Origin of the sequence: Streptomyces camelliae, assembly GCF_027625935.1 — a bacterium.
Lineage (GTDB): Bacteria > Actinomycetota > Actinomycetes > Streptomycetales > Streptomycetaceae > Streptomyces > Streptomyces camelliae.
The window spans coordinates 7,902,071-7,920,985 of sequence record NZ_CP115300.1; the positions used below are offsets into that span (position 1 = coordinate 7,902,071).

At 70.3% G+C, this 18,915-nt stretch carries 11 protein-coding genes; all 11 read left to right on the forward strand.

Features of this window, described 5'->3' with window-relative positions:
• The first annotated feature begins 1,221 nt into the window (after positions 1-1,221).
• The 11 genes from O1G22_RS36285 to O1G22_RS36335 all read left to right on the forward strand — a co-directional run bounded on the left by O1G22_RS36285 (position 1,222) and on the right by O1G22_RS36335 (position 18,890).
• The gene (locus tag O1G22_RS36285; protein WP_270085166.1) at positions 1,222-2,484 is read left to right on the forward strand and encodes an MFS transporter; all 1,263 of its coding nucleotides are present in this window, start codon (positions 1,222-1,224) and stop codon (positions 2,482-2,484) included.
• 324 nt (positions 2,485-2,808) lie between these two features.
• Positions 2,809-4,575, forward strand: a complete 1,767-nt coding sequence (locus O1G22_RS36290) for a peptidoglycan-binding protein (RefSeq protein WP_270085167.1) — start codon at positions 2,809-2,811, stop codon at positions 4,573-4,575.
• A gap of 30 nt (positions 4,576-4,605) precedes the next feature.
• Positions 4,606-4,899: a hypothetical protein gene (locus O1G22_RS36295; protein WP_270085168.1), complete on the forward strand. Its 294-nt coding sequence runs from the start codon at positions 4,606-4,608 to the stop codon at positions 4,897-4,899.
• Between the two features lie 391 nt (positions 4,900-5,290).
• Positions 5,291-7,138, forward strand: a complete 1,848-nt coding sequence (locus O1G22_RS36300) for a phage tail sheath C-terminal domain-containing protein (protein ID WP_270085169.1) — start codon at positions 5,291-5,293, stop codon at positions 7,136-7,138.
• Between the two features lie 25 nt (positions 7,139-7,163).
• Positions 7,164-7,688 (forward strand): phage tail protein, encoded by a 525-nt coding sequence (locus tag O1G22_RS36305; RefSeq protein ID WP_225095807.1) that lies wholly within the window; start codon positions 7,164-7,166, stop codon positions 7,686-7,688.
• Positions 7,689-7,694: 6 nt separating this feature from the next.
• A complete protein-coding gene (locus O1G22_RS36310) occupies positions 7,695-8,441 on the forward strand; it encodes a T4 family baseplate hub assembly chaperone (RefSeq protein WP_270085170.1) in 747 nt (248 codons plus the stop codon).
• Entirely contained in the window at positions 8,434-9,204 is a 771-nt protein-coding gene (locus O1G22_RS36315; protein ID WP_270085171.1) for a hypothetical protein, read from the forward strand. The genes O1G22_RS36310 and O1G22_RS36315 overlap by 8 nt, the downstream gene beginning before the upstream one ends.
• The gene (locus O1G22_RS36320; RefSeq protein WP_270085172.1) at positions 9,201-9,818 is read left to right on the forward strand and encodes a Pvc16 family protein; all 618 of its coding nucleotides are present in this window, start codon (positions 9,201-9,203) and stop codon (positions 9,816-9,818) included. Before O1G22_RS36315 ends, O1G22_RS36320 begins: the two co-directional genes overlap by 4 nt.
• Positions 9,819-9,838: 20 nt before the next feature.
• A complete protein-coding gene (locus O1G22_RS36325) occupies positions 9,839-11,869 on the forward strand; it encodes an ATP-binding protein (protein ID WP_270085173.1) in 2,031 nt (676 codons plus the stop codon).
• Positions 11,860-12,219, forward strand: a complete 360-nt coding sequence (locus tag O1G22_RS36330; RefSeq protein WP_270085174.1) for a hypothetical protein — start codon at positions 11,860-11,862, stop codon at positions 12,217-12,219. The genes O1G22_RS36325 and O1G22_RS36330 overlap by 10 nt, the downstream gene beginning before the upstream one ends.
• Positions 12,216-18,890: an eCIS core domain-containing protein gene (locus O1G22_RS36335; RefSeq protein ID WP_270085175.1), complete on the forward strand. Its 6,675-nt coding sequence runs from the start codon at positions 12,216-12,218 to the stop codon at positions 18,888-18,890. The genes O1G22_RS36330 and O1G22_RS36335 overlap by 4 nt, the downstream gene beginning before the upstream one ends.
• Positions 18,891-18,915: the final 25 nt, after the last annotated feature.

Here is an 18,915-nt window from a genome sequence, read left to right on the forward strand (position 1 = left end):
CTCTCAGCGGGCGGACGGCCGCCGAGCCTCGCCGACCCCGGGGTGACTCGCCGGGACACTCGTGGGCAGGGGCATCGGCGCCGACTCCGTACAGACGGCGAAGACCTGTGGCCCTCGACCGGTTGAGGCCGGGCGCACTTGAGATTGCCCTTTCTTGAGCAGGTTGAAGACCAAGCCCGCGACGATGCCCGCCGCCGTGTTGGCCACCAGCCATGTCCACACCTTGGACCAGGCGATCAGTCTCATGGTCGCCGCCCCGAGGACGACGGGTCGGCGCTGCGAGGAAGGCGGCGCCCGTCTGGGCGACCCAGTAGAGGAATGCGCGCAAACGTGATCTTCGCGGTGCATCCCACAGCCCCACCCCCTGTCCGCCGAAGTCGATAGCCGAGATCTGCGAGCTGCGCCGCCGGCACCCCCGTTGGGGACCGGGTGCCCTCAGGATCTCCCACGAGTTGGCGCGGCCGCGGAGTCGGCGCCGTCGCGGCCGGCGTGGTTGGTCCGTGAGGGATGACGACGGCACCGACGCTGGGTGCGCGATCGCGACCCGGTCAGCCTAGGGATGCCATAACGGAGGTTGGCGGACAAGAACAGCCGTGGTTGGGCGGAGGCTTCGAGGTGCTGCCGGGCGAGATCGACGGCTGGGCGTCGGCAGACCTGCGCCGCCTCCACGCGTCCCGGGTCGGCTCCTCGGTCGAGGGCGACGGCCGGCATGCCGGCGCGGAGCGCGACCTCGGTGGCGGCGTTCGCCCACAGTCCCACCACGCCCGCTTCACGGCTTCGTCGAAGACGTCCTGGGCGAGGGCCGTCCTCCCGCTGCCCGCGGTGCCGTGGAAGACGAACGCCTCGGGCGAGGCAGCGGGGACACGGTGGAATCGGGCCTCGCGCGGTAGTGGACCACGTACTGCCCTATCTCCACGATGTACTGGTCCCGGGGGGCGGTGTTCCAGCGGGTGTGTCCCCGTACGAAGACATCACCGGCAGCCGGATCCGGTATCGCCGGCCTCCGCGGTTCGGCCATGGGCTACCGCCGTACCGTCGCGTCCGGTGTCATGTCCGACTGCGTCGAACGGCCCACCGTCATCCAGCCGTCAGACGCCATGGCTGACGAACTCACCGGCGCGTGCGTCTCTTTGTGTGATTGTGGTCCGTGCTTTGCCGGACCTTGCGTTGTCCGTTTCGTTGCTCGGACCTAGCCTCACCTGGAACCGCGGGAGGGCAGGCATGCTGAAGACCGTCCGGGAGCAGGCGACGGGTCTCACCAGGGATCAGCGCAACGCCTTCGTCGCCGCCTACTTGGGCTGGGCGATGGACGCCTTCGACTACTTCCTGGTGGTCCTCGTCTACAGCGAGATCGCCGACGACTTCCATGTGTCCCTCACCGACATGGCCTTCCTCACCACCGCCACCCTCGTGATGCGGCCGGTCGGTGCCTTGTTCTTCGGCATGTGGGCGGATCGCCGAGGCCGCCGTCTGCCGCTCATGGTGGACGTGGTCTTCTACTCGGTCGTCGGATTCGCCTGCGCCTTCGCGCCCAACTACGCCGTGCTGCTGGTGCTGCGCCTGCTCTACGGCATCGGCATGGGCGGCGAGTGGGGCCTGGGCGCGGCTCTCGCCATGGAGAAGATCCCGGCTGCGAGGCGCGGATTCTGGTCGGGCCTGTTGCAGAGCGGCTACTCGCTGGGATACCTGCTCGCCGCTGTCGCCTTCTTCGGTATCGAGCCTGTCTTCGGCTGGCGGGGGTTGTTCGCCTTCAGCCTGGTGCCCGCCCTGGTGGCATTGTGGGTGCGCACCCGGGTGGAGGAGAGCGAGGTGTGGGAGCAGAGCGTCAAGGTCAACCGCACCCCCGCGTACCAGGTGTTCAAGAACCCGGCGGTGCTGCGGCGCTTCGTGTACCTCGTCGCGCTGATGACCGCCTTCAACTGGATGTCGCACGGCACCCAGGACGTCTACCCGACCTTCGTGAAGAAGGGGCTGGGCCTGTCCGCGGACACGTCCATCGCCATCGCGGTGGTCTACAACGTCGGCGCCATCATCGGAGGCGCACTGCTCGGCTCCCTGTCCGAGAGGCTGGGGCGCCGTCGTACGATCATGATCGCGGCGGCCGGGGGCCTGCTGGTGGTGCCCTTCTTCGTGCTGTCCACGGCCGTGGGCTGGCTGATGCTCTCTTCCTTCCTGATGCAGGTGTGCGTACAGGGGGCCTGGGGCGTCATCCCCGCGCACCTGACCGAGATGAGCCCCGATGCGATCCGGGGCTTCTATCCGGGCGTCACCTACCAGCTCGGGAACCTGATCGCCGCCCTCAACCTGCCGATCCAGGAGGCCGTCGCCGGACGGCACGGTTATCCGGCGGCGATGACATGGACCGTGGTGCCTGCCCTGGCCGCGGTGATCGTGCTGAGCGCTGCAGGCAAGGAGGCCAAGGGCATTCGGTTCGGCAGCACAGGCACCAGGGCCCCGAACACCACAGCGGCCGACACCGTGTAGCCCTGGCTCAGCCGGTTCCAGCATCCTCGGCGTGCCCGCGTGCCCGCGTGCCCGCGTGCCCGCGTGCCCGCGTGCCCGCGAGCCCGCGCGCCCGGTCGCCCACTGGCGCACGGTGGGATCTTGCCCATGCCGCCGCACGTGCAACTCGCCGTTGTGGCCAGCGAGTTGCACATGTGGACGATGTGTGGAGACCGGCCTGGCCGACCGATGAAAGTCCTGAGGGCCGCGTGACGTCGGGCTCCGGGTGTGGCTTTACTGGGAGTTACCCATGGACCGGCGCCGGGATCAGGCGTGGCGGTGATCAGGGTAACGGGAGGACTGTCGATGGCTTACGCCAAGGGATACGACGTATCCGACTTCCAGTCGGGCATACCGGGGGACGCAGGCTTCGTCTTCATCAAGGCGACCGAGGGGGCGCACACCGAACAGAGCGGCTACAAGGCGAAGTTGGGCGAGGCCCGACGACGCAGACTGGTGGTCGGGCATTACCACTTCCTGCACGCGGAGAACGCGGTGGCGGACGAGGTGGACCACTTCTGCCGGGTCGTCGGCCATGTGCCGCCGGGTGAGCTGCTGGCGCTGGACTTCGAGCCGTACGGCCAGAACGTGAGCGACGGGCACGCGACCCAGGTGAAGAACGAGTGGCTGGCCGCGGTGAAGCGGCACTACCCGGACAACCGGGTCGGCCTCTACGTCGACCGCGACTTCTGGTTCCGGACCGACGACAACGCGGGTGACTTCCTCTGGATCGCGGACTACGTCACACCGGGCGCGCCCAGGATCCGGGCTCCGTGGAAGTTCCACCAGTACACCGACCGGCCGATGGACACCGATGTGTATCACGGCACGATGCAGCAGTTGCGGGAGTGGGCGGGCGCCGCGGCGAAGCCGGGCCCTGCGCCACAGCCCAAGCCGCAGCCCAGACCCCAGCCGAAACCGCAGCCGAAACCCCAGCCATGGCATGGCCTGCAGTTGGTCTCGCGCGCCGAATGGGGCGCCCGCCCCTGGCGGGAGCCGAACGGGTCGATCCCGTACCACGAGCCGCGCAAGGGAGTGAAGGTCCACTACCTGGGGACGCCGTACACCTTCGGCCCTCACTCCACCTGCGCGGCCTATGTGCGCCGCATCCAGGCCGGGCACATGGACTTCGACAAGTGGTCCGACATCGGCTACAGCTTCGTGGTCTGCGAGCACGGCGTGGTCTTCGAAGGCCGAGGCCTGGAGCGACGCAACAGCGCCAACGGAAACGTGCCGCTCAACGAGGCGCACTACGCGGTCTGCGCGCTGGTCGGCTCCTCCGGGTCCACCTCGCCCACCTGGGACCAGCTCAACGGCCTGCGGGACGCGATCGAGTACTGCCAGAAGCACGGCCCGGCCGGCCCGGAGATCAAGGGCCATCGGGACGGGTATGCCACCGACTGCCCCGGGCCGGTGCTCTACGCATGGGTGCGCGAAGGGGCGCCGAGGCCGTCGGGCTCGGGCACGAGCCCTCAGCCTCAGCCCACTCCGAAGCCCCAGCCCAAGCCCACTCCGAGCCCCGAGCCACCGACACGCCGTCAGGTCACCATCGGGGGGCTGCACTACGGATTCGGCGCCAACGGCATGCACGTCACCGCGGTCGGCCGGGCGCTGGTCGGCGCCGGGTTCGGCAAGCACTACCACGACGGTCCCGGCCCCGAGTGGACCGACGCGGACACCCTCAACTACGCCGACTACCAACGCAGTCTCGGCTTCTCCGGCGCCGACGCCGACGGTGTCCCCGGTGAGCGCTCGCTGCGTTCCCTGCTGCACGGGGCGATCCCGCTCGCCACGGTCGCGCACGCCAAGGTGGTCGACTCGGCGCGGCACGACCCGGGCGCCCCCCAGGGCGCCACCAGCAACCCGGACGACGTCTTCACCGTCGAACTCGCCCTGGCGGATGAGCGGTTGCTCGACCGCAAGTGGGTCGACGGCTCCTTCGGCACCAAGACCGTCACCGCCTACTCGGAGCTCCAGAAGCGCTACGGCTACACCGGGATGATGGCCGACGGCATCCCCGGCAAGGACTCGCTGACCAGGCTCGGCCATGCGCACGGCTTCGCCGTCGAGTGACCTGTTGCCGCCCGAGACTGAGGAAACGTCATGTACCAGATCGTCCTGTCCCTTTGGCGTACCTGCGTGCCCTACCTGGTGGCCTTCGTCGTACTGCAGGCGGCCCGGCTGGGCATCCATCTGAACAACGCCACCGTGAACTCCGCCCTCACCACCGGCTTCGGCACGGTCTACTACGCCGTCTTCCGTGTGCTGGAGCACCGCTACGGGGCCCGCTGGGGCTGGTTCCTGGGAGCGGCCCGGCCGCCCGCCTACGCACCCGCGGCTGCTTCCGCCGCCGGCAGTCACGCGATCGACTACACAAAGCTCCCCGAAGGTGGCTGACGACACGTCAAGAGTGCGTCAATTACCGAGACTTGATGCAATCAGGTGAGTTGTGAAGGACCTTGGGGTGAAGCGTGCAGATCACTGTCTCCGGGTCGGGAATGACCGGAAGTGACCGACTGTAGTCCTTGACTGGCGCGCGATCGGACCTGAGACTCATCCTGCATTCAGGCACCAGGGACCTCTTGCACAACGAGCGCAACCCCCCGCGGTACGGGTGCCGCGGGGGCTGCGACGGGGGAATCAGTAACGGCCTCACCGAGCCTCTTCCGGTGCTCGCGTGTCGTGACTCCACGCACGTTCGGCGACAGCGCACTCGGCGCCGCCAGCCGGTTCGCGCGCCTTCCTCCTTCTTCCTGTCCCCAGGTGCGACAAGGGAATGGAGGGGGAATTGACGACGACACCGACCTATCCCGGGGTCTACATCGAGGAACTGCCCAGCAGCGTCCGCACGATCGGCACCGTGACCACCTCGGTCACCGCCTTCGTCGGCCGCACCCGGCGCGGACCCGTCGACCGGCCTGTGACCATCACCAGCTTCGCCGACTTCGAGCGGCAGTACGGCGGCCTCGACCCGCAGAGCCCGGTCAGCTACGCCGTGCAGCAGTTCTTCGTCAACGGCGGCACCGTCGCCGTCATCGTCCGCGCGGTGGCGGCCGGCACCGGCAAGTCGGCTGCGGTGACGCTGCACTCGACCGAGAGCAGCACCGAGACCCCGGTCCTGGAGGTCACCGCCGAACAGCCCGGTGCCTGGGGTGCGGGCCTGCGGCTCCTCGTGGACTACGACACCACCGCTCCGGAGAGCACCTTCAACCTCCGGGTCTTCGACGTCACCGGCGGCGTCAGCGAGTTCTTCACCGGGCTGTCGGTCACCGCAGGCGACCCCAACTTCGCCGAGACCGTGGTCAACAGCGGGTCCGATGCCATCAGGGTGAAGGTGCTCGCCTCGCAGCGCCCGGACCCGGTGGGCACCGTTTCCAAGCCCTTCGCCGCCACCCTGCCCGACCTCACCAAGGAGATCGAGGTCAAGATCGGGCAGGTCGCGCGCACCTTCCGCATCTACGACGCCGAGCGGGACGGCGACGCCCCCAAGACCGTCACCGATCTCGCCCTGCTGCTGGAGCGCAAGCTGCGTGCGCTGCCGGACGCCCCGGGCCGGCGGGTCTTCGCGGGGACCACCGTCACCGCCTTCGGCAAGCGCCTGCAGATCGTGGCCGGTTCCACCGACCCCGCCGACACCGTGCGCTTCGTCGGCGAGGCCGCCAACAACCTCGGCCTGGAGGCCGGTGTCAATCCGCCGGTCTTCGCACTGGCCGGCGGCGAGGACGGGGCTGCGCCCGGCCCGACCGACCTGATCGGCAGCGAGCAGGCCAAGAGCGGCATCCAGGCGCTGCGCGACGTCCAGGACGTCAATCTGCTGGTGCTGCCCGAGATCGCGGCCTACCCGGACATCGAGGATCAGCTCACCGTGCTGTCCGCGGCGCAGGCGCTGGCCGAGGAGAAACGGCTCTTCGTCATCGCCGACGCCCCGCAGACCTGGTCGAGCGTGGACGCGGCGCGCGCGGGCCTGTCCGCCTTCGACCCGGTGCGCAGCGACCATACGGCGCTCTACTTCCCGCAGCTGGAGCTGGTCGACCCGCTCACCGGCCGACTGCGCTCCTTCCCGCCGTCCGGCACGGTCGCCGGGGTCTACGCCCGGACCGACGCCGCCCGCGGGGTGTGGAAGGCGCCGGCCGGGACGGATACCCCGCTCTCCGGGGTACGGGCACTGGGCGTCAAGCTCACCGACAAGGAGAACGGGCTGCTCAACCCGCTGGGCCTGAACTGCGCGCGCAGCTTCCCGGTCGTCGGCCCGGTGGTGTGGGGCGCGCGGACCCTGGCGGGTTCGGACGCGCTGCAGTCCGAGTGGAAGTACGTTCCGGTGCGGCGGCTGGCTCTGTTCATCGAGGAGAGCCTGTACCGCGGGCTGCGGTGGGTGGTCTTCGAGCCGAACGACGAGCGGCTGTGGTCGCAGATCCGGCTCAACGCCGAGGCCTTCCTGCAGCGGCTCTTCCAGCAGGGGGCGTTCCAGGGGACGACTCCGCGCACGTCGTACTTCGTCAAGTGCGACAGCACGACCACCACGCAGGCGGACATCGACCGCGGAGTGGTCAATGTGCTGGTCGGCTTCGCCCCGGTGAAGCCCGCGGAGTTCGTCGTCGTCCAGATCGAGCAGATGGCCGGGCAGTTCGAGGCATAGGTTCAGGGGTTAGGAAGCAGCTTTCATGGCCGAGTTCACTGTCAACCCGCACCGATTCGACCCCTACAAGAACTTCAAGTTCCTGGTGGTCTGGGACGGCCGGGTGGTCGCAGGCATCAGCAAGATCAGCCCGTTGAAGCGGACCACCGAGGTGGTCAAGCACCGCAACGGCGGCGATCCCAGCTCGCCGCGGAAGTCCCCGGGCCGCACCGAGTTCGAGGCGATCACCCTGGAGCGCGGCGTCACCCACGATCCGGAGTTCGACCGCTGGGCCAACAAGGTCTGGCAGGTCGGCGCCGGTCCGGGTGCCGAGGTCTCCCTCGCCGATTTCCGTAAGGACCTGGTCATCCAGGTGCTCAACGAGGCCGGACAGGTGGCCGTCGCGCACAAGGTGTTCCGGGCCTGGCCGAGCGAGTACCAGGTGCTCGGCGAGATGGACGCCAACGCCAACGCGGTCGCCATCCAGAGCCTCAAGCTGGAGTGCGAGGGCTGGGACCGGGACTGGTCGGTCCCGGAGCCGCAGGAGCCTACGTACACCAACCCCGCGTAGCCGACCGTGAGTTCCGAGCGTTCGGTCGGCGCGGCCGGCTTGCTGGCCGTCTGGGAGGCGGGGCTGGCAGCGGGGTACGCCCAGCGCGCCCTGCTGCTGCACTCCGCCGCCCGCCCGGCGGCGGGCAGCGAGGAACTGCTGTCGGTCCCGGTCGGGCACCGCGACGCCGATCTGTTCGCGCTGCGACGCGAACTCTTCGGCGAACGGCTGGAGTTGCGTGTGACGTGTCGTCAGTGTGCCGAGGAGATGGAGTTCACGCTCGGCGTGCAGGACGTCATCGGCGCCGGGGCGGCCGAGGTCGCGGACGGACCGCTGTCCGTCGACGCCGACGGCTGGACGGTGCGGTTCCGGCTGCCGACGGCCGGAGACCTGGCGGCGGTCGAGGCCTCGCCTTCCGCGGACGCCGGCGCCGAACTGGTCGCCCGCTGCGTGCTGCACGCCGAACGTTCCGGAACCGAGGTGGCGGCCGACGCACTGCCCGAGCATGTGCGCCGGCGCGTCGCCCAGGCCGCGGCCGCGGCCGACCCGGCAGCCGACATCCGGCTCAACCTGGCCTGCCCGGCCTGCGGCCATGCGGCCACCGCCGAACTGGACATCGCCTCGTACCTGTGGGCCGAACTGGACGCCTGGGCGCGGGGCACCCTGCAGGACGTCCATCTGCTCGCCGGCCACTACGGATGGAGCGAGTCCGAGATCCTGGCGCTCAGCCCGCTGCGGCGCCGCTACTACCTGGAGCTGTGTGCGGATGTCTGACCACTTCGACCGCCTGGTGGGGCGGGCTGCTCCTGCGGCCGCGCCGGCCGGCGGGGCGGACGGCGGGAGGGACGCCGGTGTGGTGCGGGTGCGCCCGCGCCTGCCGGGTCCGTTCGAGCGGATGGACGCCTTCGGCGCGCGTGTGGAGCCACTCGGACCGGATACCGAGGAGCGGCAGTGGGCGGAGCCCGCAGGGCGTACGGAGGAACCGGCTGCGCGCCGTAGTCCGGTGGAGGACATGCCGCGCAGCGGCCCCGTTCAGCCCGTCCTCCAGCACCTGCCCTTGGTGCTGCGCGAACAGACCGCTCCGCGGCACGGGGTGCTGACCGCCGCCGTTCCGCAGCCTGCCGCCGAACCCGCCACGCGGCCGGCAGGGCCTGCCGCCGGGGACGCCACGCGCGATGATTCGGCGCGGCGATCGCCGTCCCCCGGGCGGCAGTTGACGGAACTGACGGTACGTCATGAAGCCGTCGAGGCGCGCCAGGACACCGGCGCACGCCCCATCGCCGTCCCCGCTCAGACCGCGCGTCCCGCGACACGTCCCGCCGAGGCCGCCGCCGGGCGTCGGTCTGCCCGCGACAGCGCGCGGCAACACCAGCGGGAACGCACCGTGCACATCAGTATCGGCCGTCTGGAGGTCCGCGCCGTGGGCCGGCGCAACGACGCTGCCGCACGCCCGCGCGAGCGCGCACAGCAGCCAGGTCGGCAGTCGCCCGTCCTGAGCCTGGAGAAATACCTGTCCCGAGGGGAGGCCCAGCGATGAGCAACACCCTCGCCGTGGCCACGGTCACCGAGGCGCTGCGCCAGCAGATCGCACAATCGCTGGCGCCCGACATCCCGTTCGCCGTCGACGTCGCCGCGCGCAAGCCGCCCACGGACCCGCCGGCCGAGCCGACCATCACCATCTTCCTGTACCAGGTGACGCCCAACGCCTCCCTGCGCAACATGGACGCGCCCACCCGCGCGGCCGACGGCACCGTACTCACCCGGCCCTCGGCCGCCCTCGACCTGCACTATCTGATCAGCTTCTACGGCGACGAGGCCGAGCTGGTCCCGCAGCGCCTGCTGGGCTGTGTGGTGCGCACCCTGCACGAGAGCCCGGTGCTGTCCAGGGCGATGATCGAGGCCGCCGCCGAGCAGCCCTACCTTCAGGGCTCCGACCTGGCCGATTCCCCGCAGCGGGTGCGCTTCACCCCCACCGCGCTGGACATCGACGACACGTCCAAGCTCTGGGGGATGCTCTACCAGAACAACACCCCCTACGCCCTCTCCCTCATCTACCAGGGCATTGCCGTGCTGATCGACGGCCGTTCGACCCCGGTCGAGGCCAAGCCCGTCAAGACGCGCACCGTGCACGCGGTGCCCGAAGCCGGCTGAGCGGGAGCGGAGCAACGGCCATGGGAGGGGAGAAGGCCAAGGTGCCGGGCGGCCACGATCTGCACCACAAGGCGCTGTCGATGGCGGTGGAGGCGGTGCTGGCGCGCCTGGACGCCCACGCGTCCGGGCGCGACCGCGCCGGCGCGGCCGCCGAGGCCCGGTCCGAGCTGCCCGCCTGCCCGGACCCGGAGCCCGGCAGCGCCCTGGACACCCTGTGCTCCTGCTTCGGGCTGAGCCCCTTCGAGCGCGACATCCTCGTCCTGGCCGCCGCCGCCGAACTGGACTCCACCACCGCGAGCCGCTGCGCCGCGGCCGGCGGTGACCCGGCGCGGCCGTACCCGACCCTCTCGCTCGCCCTGGCCGCCCTCGCCGACGCGCACTGGAGCGCGCTCGCCCCGGTCGGACCGCTGCGCCGCTGGCGGCTGGTCGAACTCGACGACAGGGACGGGACGGTGGCCCTCACCGCCGCACGCATCCGGATCGACGAGCGGATCCTGCACTTCCTGGTCGGCGTCGACTATCTGGACGTACGCCTGCACGGGTTGCTGCAACGTGTCGCCCCGTCGGGGGAGGCGCTGCCGGCTGCGCATGAGCGCACCGTGGGTGAGGTGTCCGTGGGCTGGGCCGCAGCCGAGCTGGACGCGCTGCCGCATGTCGAGCTGGTCGGGTCCGACCGGCAGACCCGCTGGGAGATCGCCGCCGCTGCGGCCCGCGATTCCGGGCTGACCCTGTACGCGGTCTCTGCCGAGGATCTGCCGACCGATCCCGGCGAGCGCGACCGACTCGCCAGGCTGTGGCAGCGTGAGGCGGTGCTGCTGCCCGCGGCGCTGCTGGTGGAGTGGTACGACGGCGCGTCGGGGGTGTCGCTGGGCGAGGCGCCGGCCGGGCTCTCCGCCCGGGACACCTCGGCCGCCGTCGACGCCCTGACCGGCGGGCTGGCCGTACCGCTGGTGCTCTCCGCCGACGAGCCGCGTCCGGCGACGGCTCGCGCCCGCGCCGAGCGGGTGACCGTTCCGGCGCTCAGCGCGGAGGAGCAACTCGACGTCTGGTCGGGTGCGTTGGGGGACCTCCCGGATGTCACCGAGAGCGGACTGCGGGGGCTGGTCGCCCAGTTCTCGCTGCCCGCGCACGTCATCCGTGCGGCGGCGACCTCGGTCCGGCGTTCGTCGGGCTCCCGCAATGGTGGCAGCGATCCGACCCAACTCGCCTGGCGGGCCGGTCTGGTGGAGGCCCGCATGGCCCTCGACGAGCTCGGCCGCCGGGTCGAACCGCGCGCCGGCTGGGACGATCTGGTCGTCGCCGAACGCCAGCGAGCGATTCTCCGCGAGATCGTCGCGCATGTGCGGCGCCGGGCCACCGTCCACCAGGAGTGGGGCTTCGAGAGCGTGCTGCGCCGCGGACTCGGCGTCACCGCGCTCTTCGCGGGCGGATCCGGCACCGGGAAGACGCTGGCCGCCGAGGTCATGGCGGGGGAACTGGGCGTCGACCTCTTCGTCATCGACCTCTCGCAGGTGGTCAGCAAGTACATCGGCGAGACGGAGAAGAACCTCCGCCGGGTCTTCGACGCGGCCGAGCGCGGCGGCGCCCTGCTGCTCTTCGACGAGGCGGACTCGCTCTTCGGCAAGCGCAGCGAGGTCAAGGACAGCCACGACCGGTACGCCAATCTGGAGGTCAGCTACCTCCTGATGCGCATGGAGGCCTACCGCGGACTGGCCGTCCTCACCACCAACATGAAGAAGGCCCTGGACAACGCCTTCATGCGGCGGATCCGCTTCGTCGTCGACTTCCCCTTCCCGTCCGTGCCGGAGCGCGCCGAGATCTGGCGCCGTGTCATCCCCGACCGGACGCCGACGGAGGGACTCGACCCCGATCGGCTCGCCCAACTCACCGTCGCGGGCGGCTCGATCCGCAATATCGCGCTGGCCGGTGCCTTCCTCGCCGCCGAGGAGGGCAGCCCGGTGCGCATGGAGCACATGCTCGCCGCGGCCCGGACCGAGTACCTCAAGCTCGAACGCTCCCTGACGCCTTCGGAGGTGGACGGGTGGGTCTGAACGACGTGCGCGACGCGACCGAGGACCGGCGGCGGGTGCCCGCCGCACCGACCACGATCCGCATCGACATCGCCGAACTCGTCTTCGACGGCTTCGACTTGGCCCCGCGCGACGTCGACCGGGTCCGCCAGGCGTTCCACGGCGAGCTGGACCGGCTGGTCCGCGAGCGCGGTGTCCCGGCCGCCCTGCTCGCCGACGGCGACCGCGCACTCGATCTCCTCTCGGGACTGCCCGAGCTGCCCGCCACCGGCAACCCGCGCCGCCTGGGCGAGGCCCTCGCTCGCGCGGTCCACGCCGGCCTGTCGGGTGCCGGTGCCGGAGCCGCGAACAGCCGCATGGAGCGCGGATGAGCGGCACCCACGCGCCCGCGCAGGGCCGGCAGAGCAGCGGCAGCTCCAAGCAGAAGGCTCGCAAGCCGCAGCGCTCCGCCCGTACGCCCGAGCCCAAGGAGATCATCAGCGGGGCCGGCCACCCTCTCGACCCCGGCATCCGCAGGGAGTTGGAGGCGCGGCTCGGTCACGACTTCAGCCGCGTACGTGTGCACACGGACGAGGACTCGGCCGCGCTGGCCGACCTGGTCGGCGCCGACGCGGTCACCGTCGGCCAGGAGATCTTCTTCCGAGCGGGCACCTTCCGCCCCGGCACCGAGGACGGCCGTCGGCTGCTCGCGCACGAGCTGCTGCACACCGTCCAGGCCCCCGACCAGCCGGGCCGGCTGCGTGCAGGCCGCGACTTCGGCGGCGTCAGCCTGCCCACCGACGCCGTCGAGCAACAGGCCGAGCAGGGCGCGCGCAGCGCGGACGCAGGGCGGACCGAGGTCACGCGGGACAGCTCCGCCACCCCCGGCTGGCTCCGCTACGCTCGCGTCGATGCCGACCGGCTCCGCAGCGAACGCCTCGACCCGGCGACCCTGGTGGACCGGCTGACCGCCGGCATCCTCCGTTCCCTGCGCGGCGACCCCACGGACTCCTCCGGCCGCGTCCGCCGGCAACTGGCGCGCTTTGCCCCGGAGCTGGAGCAGGCGGTGCTCGCCAAGCTCGAACTCCGCCTGCCCTCCTCCGACTACCAGCGCGTCCTCGACCTCGCCGAGCAGGCCTCGCACCTGCCCGAGGGCATGGACACCCCGCTCACTCCGGTGCCGGTCACGGACACGGTCGACCGGATCGAGGCCGAGCACGACCAGGACGACGTACGGGAGCGCGACCACCGCGAGGCCGAGCAGGAGCACCGCGACGACGCGGCCGAGGGGCGTCGACGGCACGAGGAGGAGCACGAGGACCGGCACCCGCAGCAGCGCGTCCACCAGGAGGAGCGGAAGAGGCGAAGGCCCTCCGAGCAGCGCAGGCGTGGAGAGCGGAACGCACAGGGACCGGACGGGACTTCCTCCTCGTCCGGCAGCGGCGTCGACGGCTCCGGAGCGTCCGCATCCTCCGCGTCCTCGACGACCGATGGCGCCACCGCCGGCCGGTCCGCTTCCGCCCAGCCCGACGCCGCCACCGGTGACCAGGCGCAGGCGGACCAGCCGGGTCAGGACGCCCAGGGCGCAACCGCCGGTCAGCAGCAGGCCGACGGCCAGGACGCCCAGGACAAGAACCGCAAGGACCAGCAGGCCCAACAGGACCAGCAGGACCAGCAGGACAAGAAGGAGCAGCAGGCCCAGCAGCAGAAGACCGAGCAGAGCAAGGACCCCAAGGACAAGCCGGCCGCCGCGCAGGCCGAGGGCTCGCCGGAGCACGAGCGGAAGTCCGCGACCAAGCAGCCGGTCGCCGGCGGCAAGCCGCACAACCCGGACCACCTGCCCACCCCGCAGCCCGGCCCCGTCCGCCCGGAGGAGGTCGACAAGACCGCGGAGCAGCGCGACGGCTCGCTCGTCCGCCACGGCGTCCTGGAGGGCGACGAGGAGAGCGGCGAACCCCCCGAGCAGGAGCAGCCCGAGGGTCTGGAGCCGGGCGCCGACAGCGAGATCGGCGGTCCGCAGGGTGCCGAGAAGCCCGGCGCCACCGGCGGGGCGGAGGCCACGCTCAAGCCGGAGGACTTCCTGCCCTCCACCGACCTCGACGTCTCCGCTGTGCCGACGGCCGATCAGATACACCTGTCCGTAGGCGGATCTGCCCCGGCCTCAGCCGAGGTCCCCAGTTTCCCGGCCCCGCCCCCGACCAAGGCGGAGAAGGTCCAGGCGGCGCGCGAGAGTGAGCGCGAGGACGACGAGCCCGCCGAGCCCCCCATCGCCACCGCCCCGCCCGCTCCGGGCCGCCGTACTCCCCAGTCGGTCCCGCAGCCGGGCCCCGTCGCCGAGAACGCGGCCGGGGACCGCACCGAGCACGACCTCCAGACCGAGAAGCCGGTCGAGCAGGAGGTCGGCCCGGACCCCGAGCAGGCGCAACCGGCCGACGACGGCTCCCCGGCCGCTGAGCCGGAGGCCGAGGCGCATCCGCAGGCCGGCGGGCAGACTGACGTAGCGCCGGCCGAACCTCCGCAGACCGAGGGGGGGACCGCCCCCAGCCCGGCCCAGCAGGAGAGTGCCGCCGAGCACAACGAGCGCCAGGAGGCCGAGCACGCCCCGGCTCCCGCAGCGCCGACCCCTGCCCGTGTCACCGCGCGGCCGGCCGCCGCGCAGCACGCGCAGCAACCGGCGGGCGTCTCCTATGGATCAGGCAGCGCCGCGGGATCGGCCCCGGGCCGCGCACCTTCCTCCGCCGCTGCTGCCGCCGGCCCGGCCGGCGCGCCCGAGCCGGCGGGTGCGGTCGCGGGACCGGGGGCCGCGCCGGGCGCCGTCGCTCCCGTCCGCGCCGCTGCGCAGTCCCCGGCCCTCGGTCCCGCCGACCAGCAGTCCGACGCCCCGGGAGCCCTCGGCGCCCAGCCCGCCCCCGGCGCCTCGCTCGAACCGGGCGGCGGTGCCTGCGCGGGGTCCCCGGAGCCCAGCACCGAGGCTGACAAGCCCGAGGGCAGCGGCGGCGGTTGCGGAGGCGGAGGTGGCGGCGCTCAGGAGCGGAAGAGCCCGGCTCCGCCCAACGTCTCCGATCAGGACCCGCAGGCCGCCCTGGGTACGGCCGCCGCCGTGCCGCCGGACCAGACGGTCACCGTCCTGGGCGGTGCCGACAGCGCCGTCGACCACTCCATCGGGCAGCAGCAGGCCCAGCTCAAGGCTGCCCCGCCGACCACGCAGCGCCCCTCCGGCGCGCCGCAGACCCTGCAGGGCAAGCCGACGGAGGAGGCCCCGGCCGCGCAGGTGTCGGGTCAGCTGGAGCGGGTGGCCCCGCCGGGGCAGGGCCGGCAGCAGAAGGCGGACGGCAATCAGGTCCAGGGCCAGAACCCGGCCGAGCAGGTGCAGACGCCCAACGTCCCGGACACCGACGCCGGCAAGGCGGACGCCCATGACGTCCAGAACATGCAGGACGCGGTCAACGACGTTCCCTCCACCGACCCCGGTCTGAACGTCACTGTCGGCCCGGCCCCCCAGGTGCAGCTGACCGGTGACGCCGACCCGCAGCTGACGGACCAGCAGGCCGGCAAGTACAACGACAAGACCTCCGAGATCCAGGACACCGGCCGACAGGACGCGGCCAAGCCGCTGGGCGAGGACCAGATCTACCCGGACGTGCCCCAGGAGACCCTGAAGGGCAACGTCCCCGGGGGCGCCGGCGGCCGGGGCGGCGGGGGCAAGGCCGGTACGCAGCTGAAGCCCGGCGAGGCCACCGTCGTCCAGCAGCAGCGCGGCCCGCAGATCAAGCAGGCGATCGGCCAGGGTCAGGGGCAGGTGGGCAGCGCCCAGGCCGACAACAGGCAGCAGCAGGCCGAGGCGCGCAAGAAGAACCAGTCGGACATCGACAAGGAGACGGCCGACAACGCCAGGAAGCAGACGGCCAAGCGCGGTGAGGTAGGCGTCCAGGCCAAGCAGGCGCGCGACCAGTGGCGCTCGGAGCAGGACCAGAAGGTCGCCGACTCCGACAAGCAGGCGGATCAGTCGCACACGGAGAACAACCAGAAGATCCTCTCCAAGCGCGACGACAGCAACAAGCAGGTCAAGGACCGGCAGGCCAGCGACAACCAGAAGATCCAGGACAACCGCGAGCAGGCGCAGAAGAAGGCCCAGGACGAGAAGGAGAAGAAGAAGCACGAGTCCTCGGGCTGGTTCGGCTGGATCACATCCAAGATCAAGGATGCTTTCAACGCGCTGCTGTCGGCGGTCACGAAGATCTTCGACTTCTTCCGCAAGCTGGTCAACGACATCATCGACGGCTTCAAGAAGTTCGCGGACTCGGTCATCGACACCTGCCGCAAGCTCGCCGTACAGCTGATCAAGGCCGTCGCCGATACGCTGATCCAGATCTGCGACGTCCTGCTCGCCGCGTTCCCGGCGCTGCGCGACAAGTTCCGCAAGGCCATCGAGGACCTGCGCGATGGCGCCATCGCGGCGGTCAACGCCCTGGCCGACACGCTCAAGGCGGCGGTCAACGCGCTCCTCGACGGGCTGGGGGCCGCGCTCAACGCACTGCTGAAGCTGGCCGAAGCGACCCTCAAGGCCATCATCAACCAGGTGCGCTCGTTGGTCGAGGCGGCGATCAACTTCGTCAAGGCCGCCATCGCCGCGCTGGGTCAACTCGCGGCGCTGATCGCGGACATCGCCCCGGACCCGGGCGGCTGGCTGAGCAAGATGGGCGCCGCCGCGAGGGACGGCATCCAGCATCACCTCTGGGGCGCGGTCAAGACGGCGGTGAAGGCCTGGTTCGACCAGAAGGTCGAGTCCGTCGTCGGCCTGACGTCCACCCTCCTGAACATCCTCGTCAAGGGCTGCATCTCCCTCAAGAAGATCGGCCAGATGGCCTGGAAAGCGATCATCTCCGCGCTTCCGATGATGCTCGCGCAGATCATCATCGAGAAGGTCATCTCGATGATCGTGCCTGCGGCGGGCGCGATCATGACGATCATTCAGGGACTGATGGCCGCCTGGGGAACCATCAGCAAAATCATCGCCGCCTTCGGCAAGTTCTTCGCCTTCCTGAAGGCGGTGAAGGCGGGCCCGGCCGCCTGCCTCTTCGCGGAGGCGGTCGCAGCGGGTGTCGTCGCCCTCCTGGAATTCGTCTCCCAATACCTCCTCTCCAAGCTCAAGGGCGCCGGCAAGGCCGTGGGCACCAAGCTCAAGGCCCTCGCCCAGAAGATCCTGAAGGCCCTGGCCAAGGCGGGCAAGGGCGCGAGAAAGGCCGTCGGCACCGCCGTCAACCGGGCTCGGACGGGCCTGCGCAACGCGATGTCCTCACTCCGCGAGCGCATGCCGTCCGGCCGCCGACCCGCCGAACCGGATTTCTTCGCCCATCCTCACGAGCGGCCCGGCGAGCCCCATGAGACGGCCCCTCACCACGAGGAGCCGCATGCGCCGAGCCCCGAGGCCTCCAAGACCTCGAAGTCGCACGAGCCCAAGTTCCAGTCGGAGAGCAAGTCCTCGAAACCCCACGAACCCGAAGGGCCCAGGAAGCCCCGCGAGCCGGAGGAGGCGAACGCGCCCGCCCGACCTCGTCGTCCGGTATCCCGCGCGGGTCGAGCACTCAACCGGGCCAAGGGCGCCGTGAAAGCGGCCCTTGGGAAGGCGCGCAACGCTGCCCGCGCACTTGGTCGCAAGCTGAAGAACAGTAAGCTCGGCCGCGCGATCGGCAACGCTGCCCACAAAATTCGCGACGCTTACAAGCGCAAGCGCGACCAGTTGCGCGAGTGGTGGAACAAGCGGAAGGAGCAGCGGGCGCAGAGGCGCGCGAAACGGCATGACGACCGGCTCGCGCGAGCCGTTGCGCGAATGAAGCCGCTCTTCACGTCGATGCTTCGGCGAGGCGTCCACCCGACCGTGCTCCGTGCGGTCATGGGCGGCATGCGGCTTTGGTACCGACTTTCGCGCGTCGCAGCGGAGGGCGCGCAGCGTTTCGATATCAAGGCGTGGGCAAGCCCGCCCGAGCTTGTGGTTCCGGGCACGAACGTCAGGCTCGACCCACGAGATGTGCTCGAATTTGTGCAGCAGTTGGCCAACAAGGTACGTATCGAGTTCAGCAGGCGCGGATCGCATCCGGCCAACGTGGCTTTTGGAAGCGATGGCAGTGTGAATCGGGTCGAATTCGGGCGTGCCGCTGGAGTCGGCCATATGGTGGACCGGTTGGATTCGCTGCAGGGGGACAGACTCTTCCCGGAGCCCACGACAGAACGTCGAGAAAAGGACGGCCAGGAGAAAGAAGTGTCGGTGCCGGGCCGGTGGACCTTGGCCTGGGCGTCGAACGAAAATGCTGGTGATACGACTGTCGAGGAACCGGGCGGCGCCAACAGTCACATATACCGGCGCACACCGGATCAGGCCAGAGGGCGAGACCTCGAATACCAGGAGATCATAGCGGAGGAAAATGAGAGCGCTGATCTCCTTGCTGTCGGACGTGACTACCTCAACATTTTCCGCGGAGCGGCTCCGAATAAAAATCTGAGCCAGATGCAGCTTCTGAAAAGTCGCTTTCTCATCAAGCTCACTGCATGGACTGAGAAGCGACGGGATGAGAGCGCCAGGGTCCATGCGGCAATGCTGGCCCAAATGATTTCACGAGCTGCCACCAAGAAGGACGGAGAAATGATCATCAAGGCCATCGAGGGGTATCCGATGGCTCCCAAGGGGGCGCAAGCGGCCGCAGTGAGCAAGCGAGCGTGGGTGGGTGGGGCGAACAGGGAGAGGCAACTGGCCGATCTCGGCGCACGCGTGCAGAACGAACGGGCTGAGATAAACAGGCTTTCGGATCTGGAGGAGCGAGGTGCGAGAAGAAAGCTGGTGAATAATATGAGGCGCAGGATGAGGCGGGGCATACTTGGGCACACGACCAAATCGGGGGTGCACTCAATTAGCGGCGAAGAGCTCGCCGAGCGTGAAATAAACTTCATCCAGGCGTGGCTGAACGAGTATAGTGTGGACATTGCGGATGGAATGGATCCCAGGACTGTCAAGGAAAGGGTTTTCAAACATATCGAGACCCAAGTTATGAATACGTACGGTCTCTAGGGTTTTCTGCACACTTTGAAAGGAG

Coding starts and splice junctions, on each gene's coding strand:
- O1G22_RS36285 (WP_270085166.1), top strand. CDS start 1,222: ATGCTGAAGACCGTCCGGGAGCAGGCGACGGGTCTCACCAGGGATCAG.
- O1G22_RS36290 (WP_270085167.1), top strand. CDS start 2,809: ATGGCTTACGCCAAGGGATACGACGTATCCGACTTCCAGTCGGGCATA.
- O1G22_RS36295 (WP_270085168.1), top strand. CDS start 4,606: ATGTACCAGATCGTCCTGTCCCTTTGGCGTACCTGCGTGCCCTACCTG.
- O1G22_RS36305 (WP_225095807.1), top strand. CDS start 7,164: ATGGCCGAGTTCACTGTCAACCCGCACCGATTCGACCCCTACAAGAAC.
- O1G22_RS36315 (WP_270085171.1), top strand. CDS start 8,434: ATGTCTGACCACTTCGACCGCCTGGTGGGGCGGGCTGCTCCTGCGGCC.
- O1G22_RS36320 (WP_270085172.1), top strand. CDS start 9,201: ATGAGCAACACCCTCGCCGTGGCCACGGTCACCGAGGCGCTGCGCCAG.
- O1G22_RS36325 (WP_270085173.1), top strand. CDS start 9,839: ATGGGAGGGGAGAAGGCCAAGGTGCCGGGCGGCCACGATCTGCACCAC.
- O1G22_RS36335 (WP_270085175.1), top strand. CDS start 12,216: ATGAGCGGCACCCACGCGCCCGCGCAGGGCCGGCAGAGCAGCGGCAGC.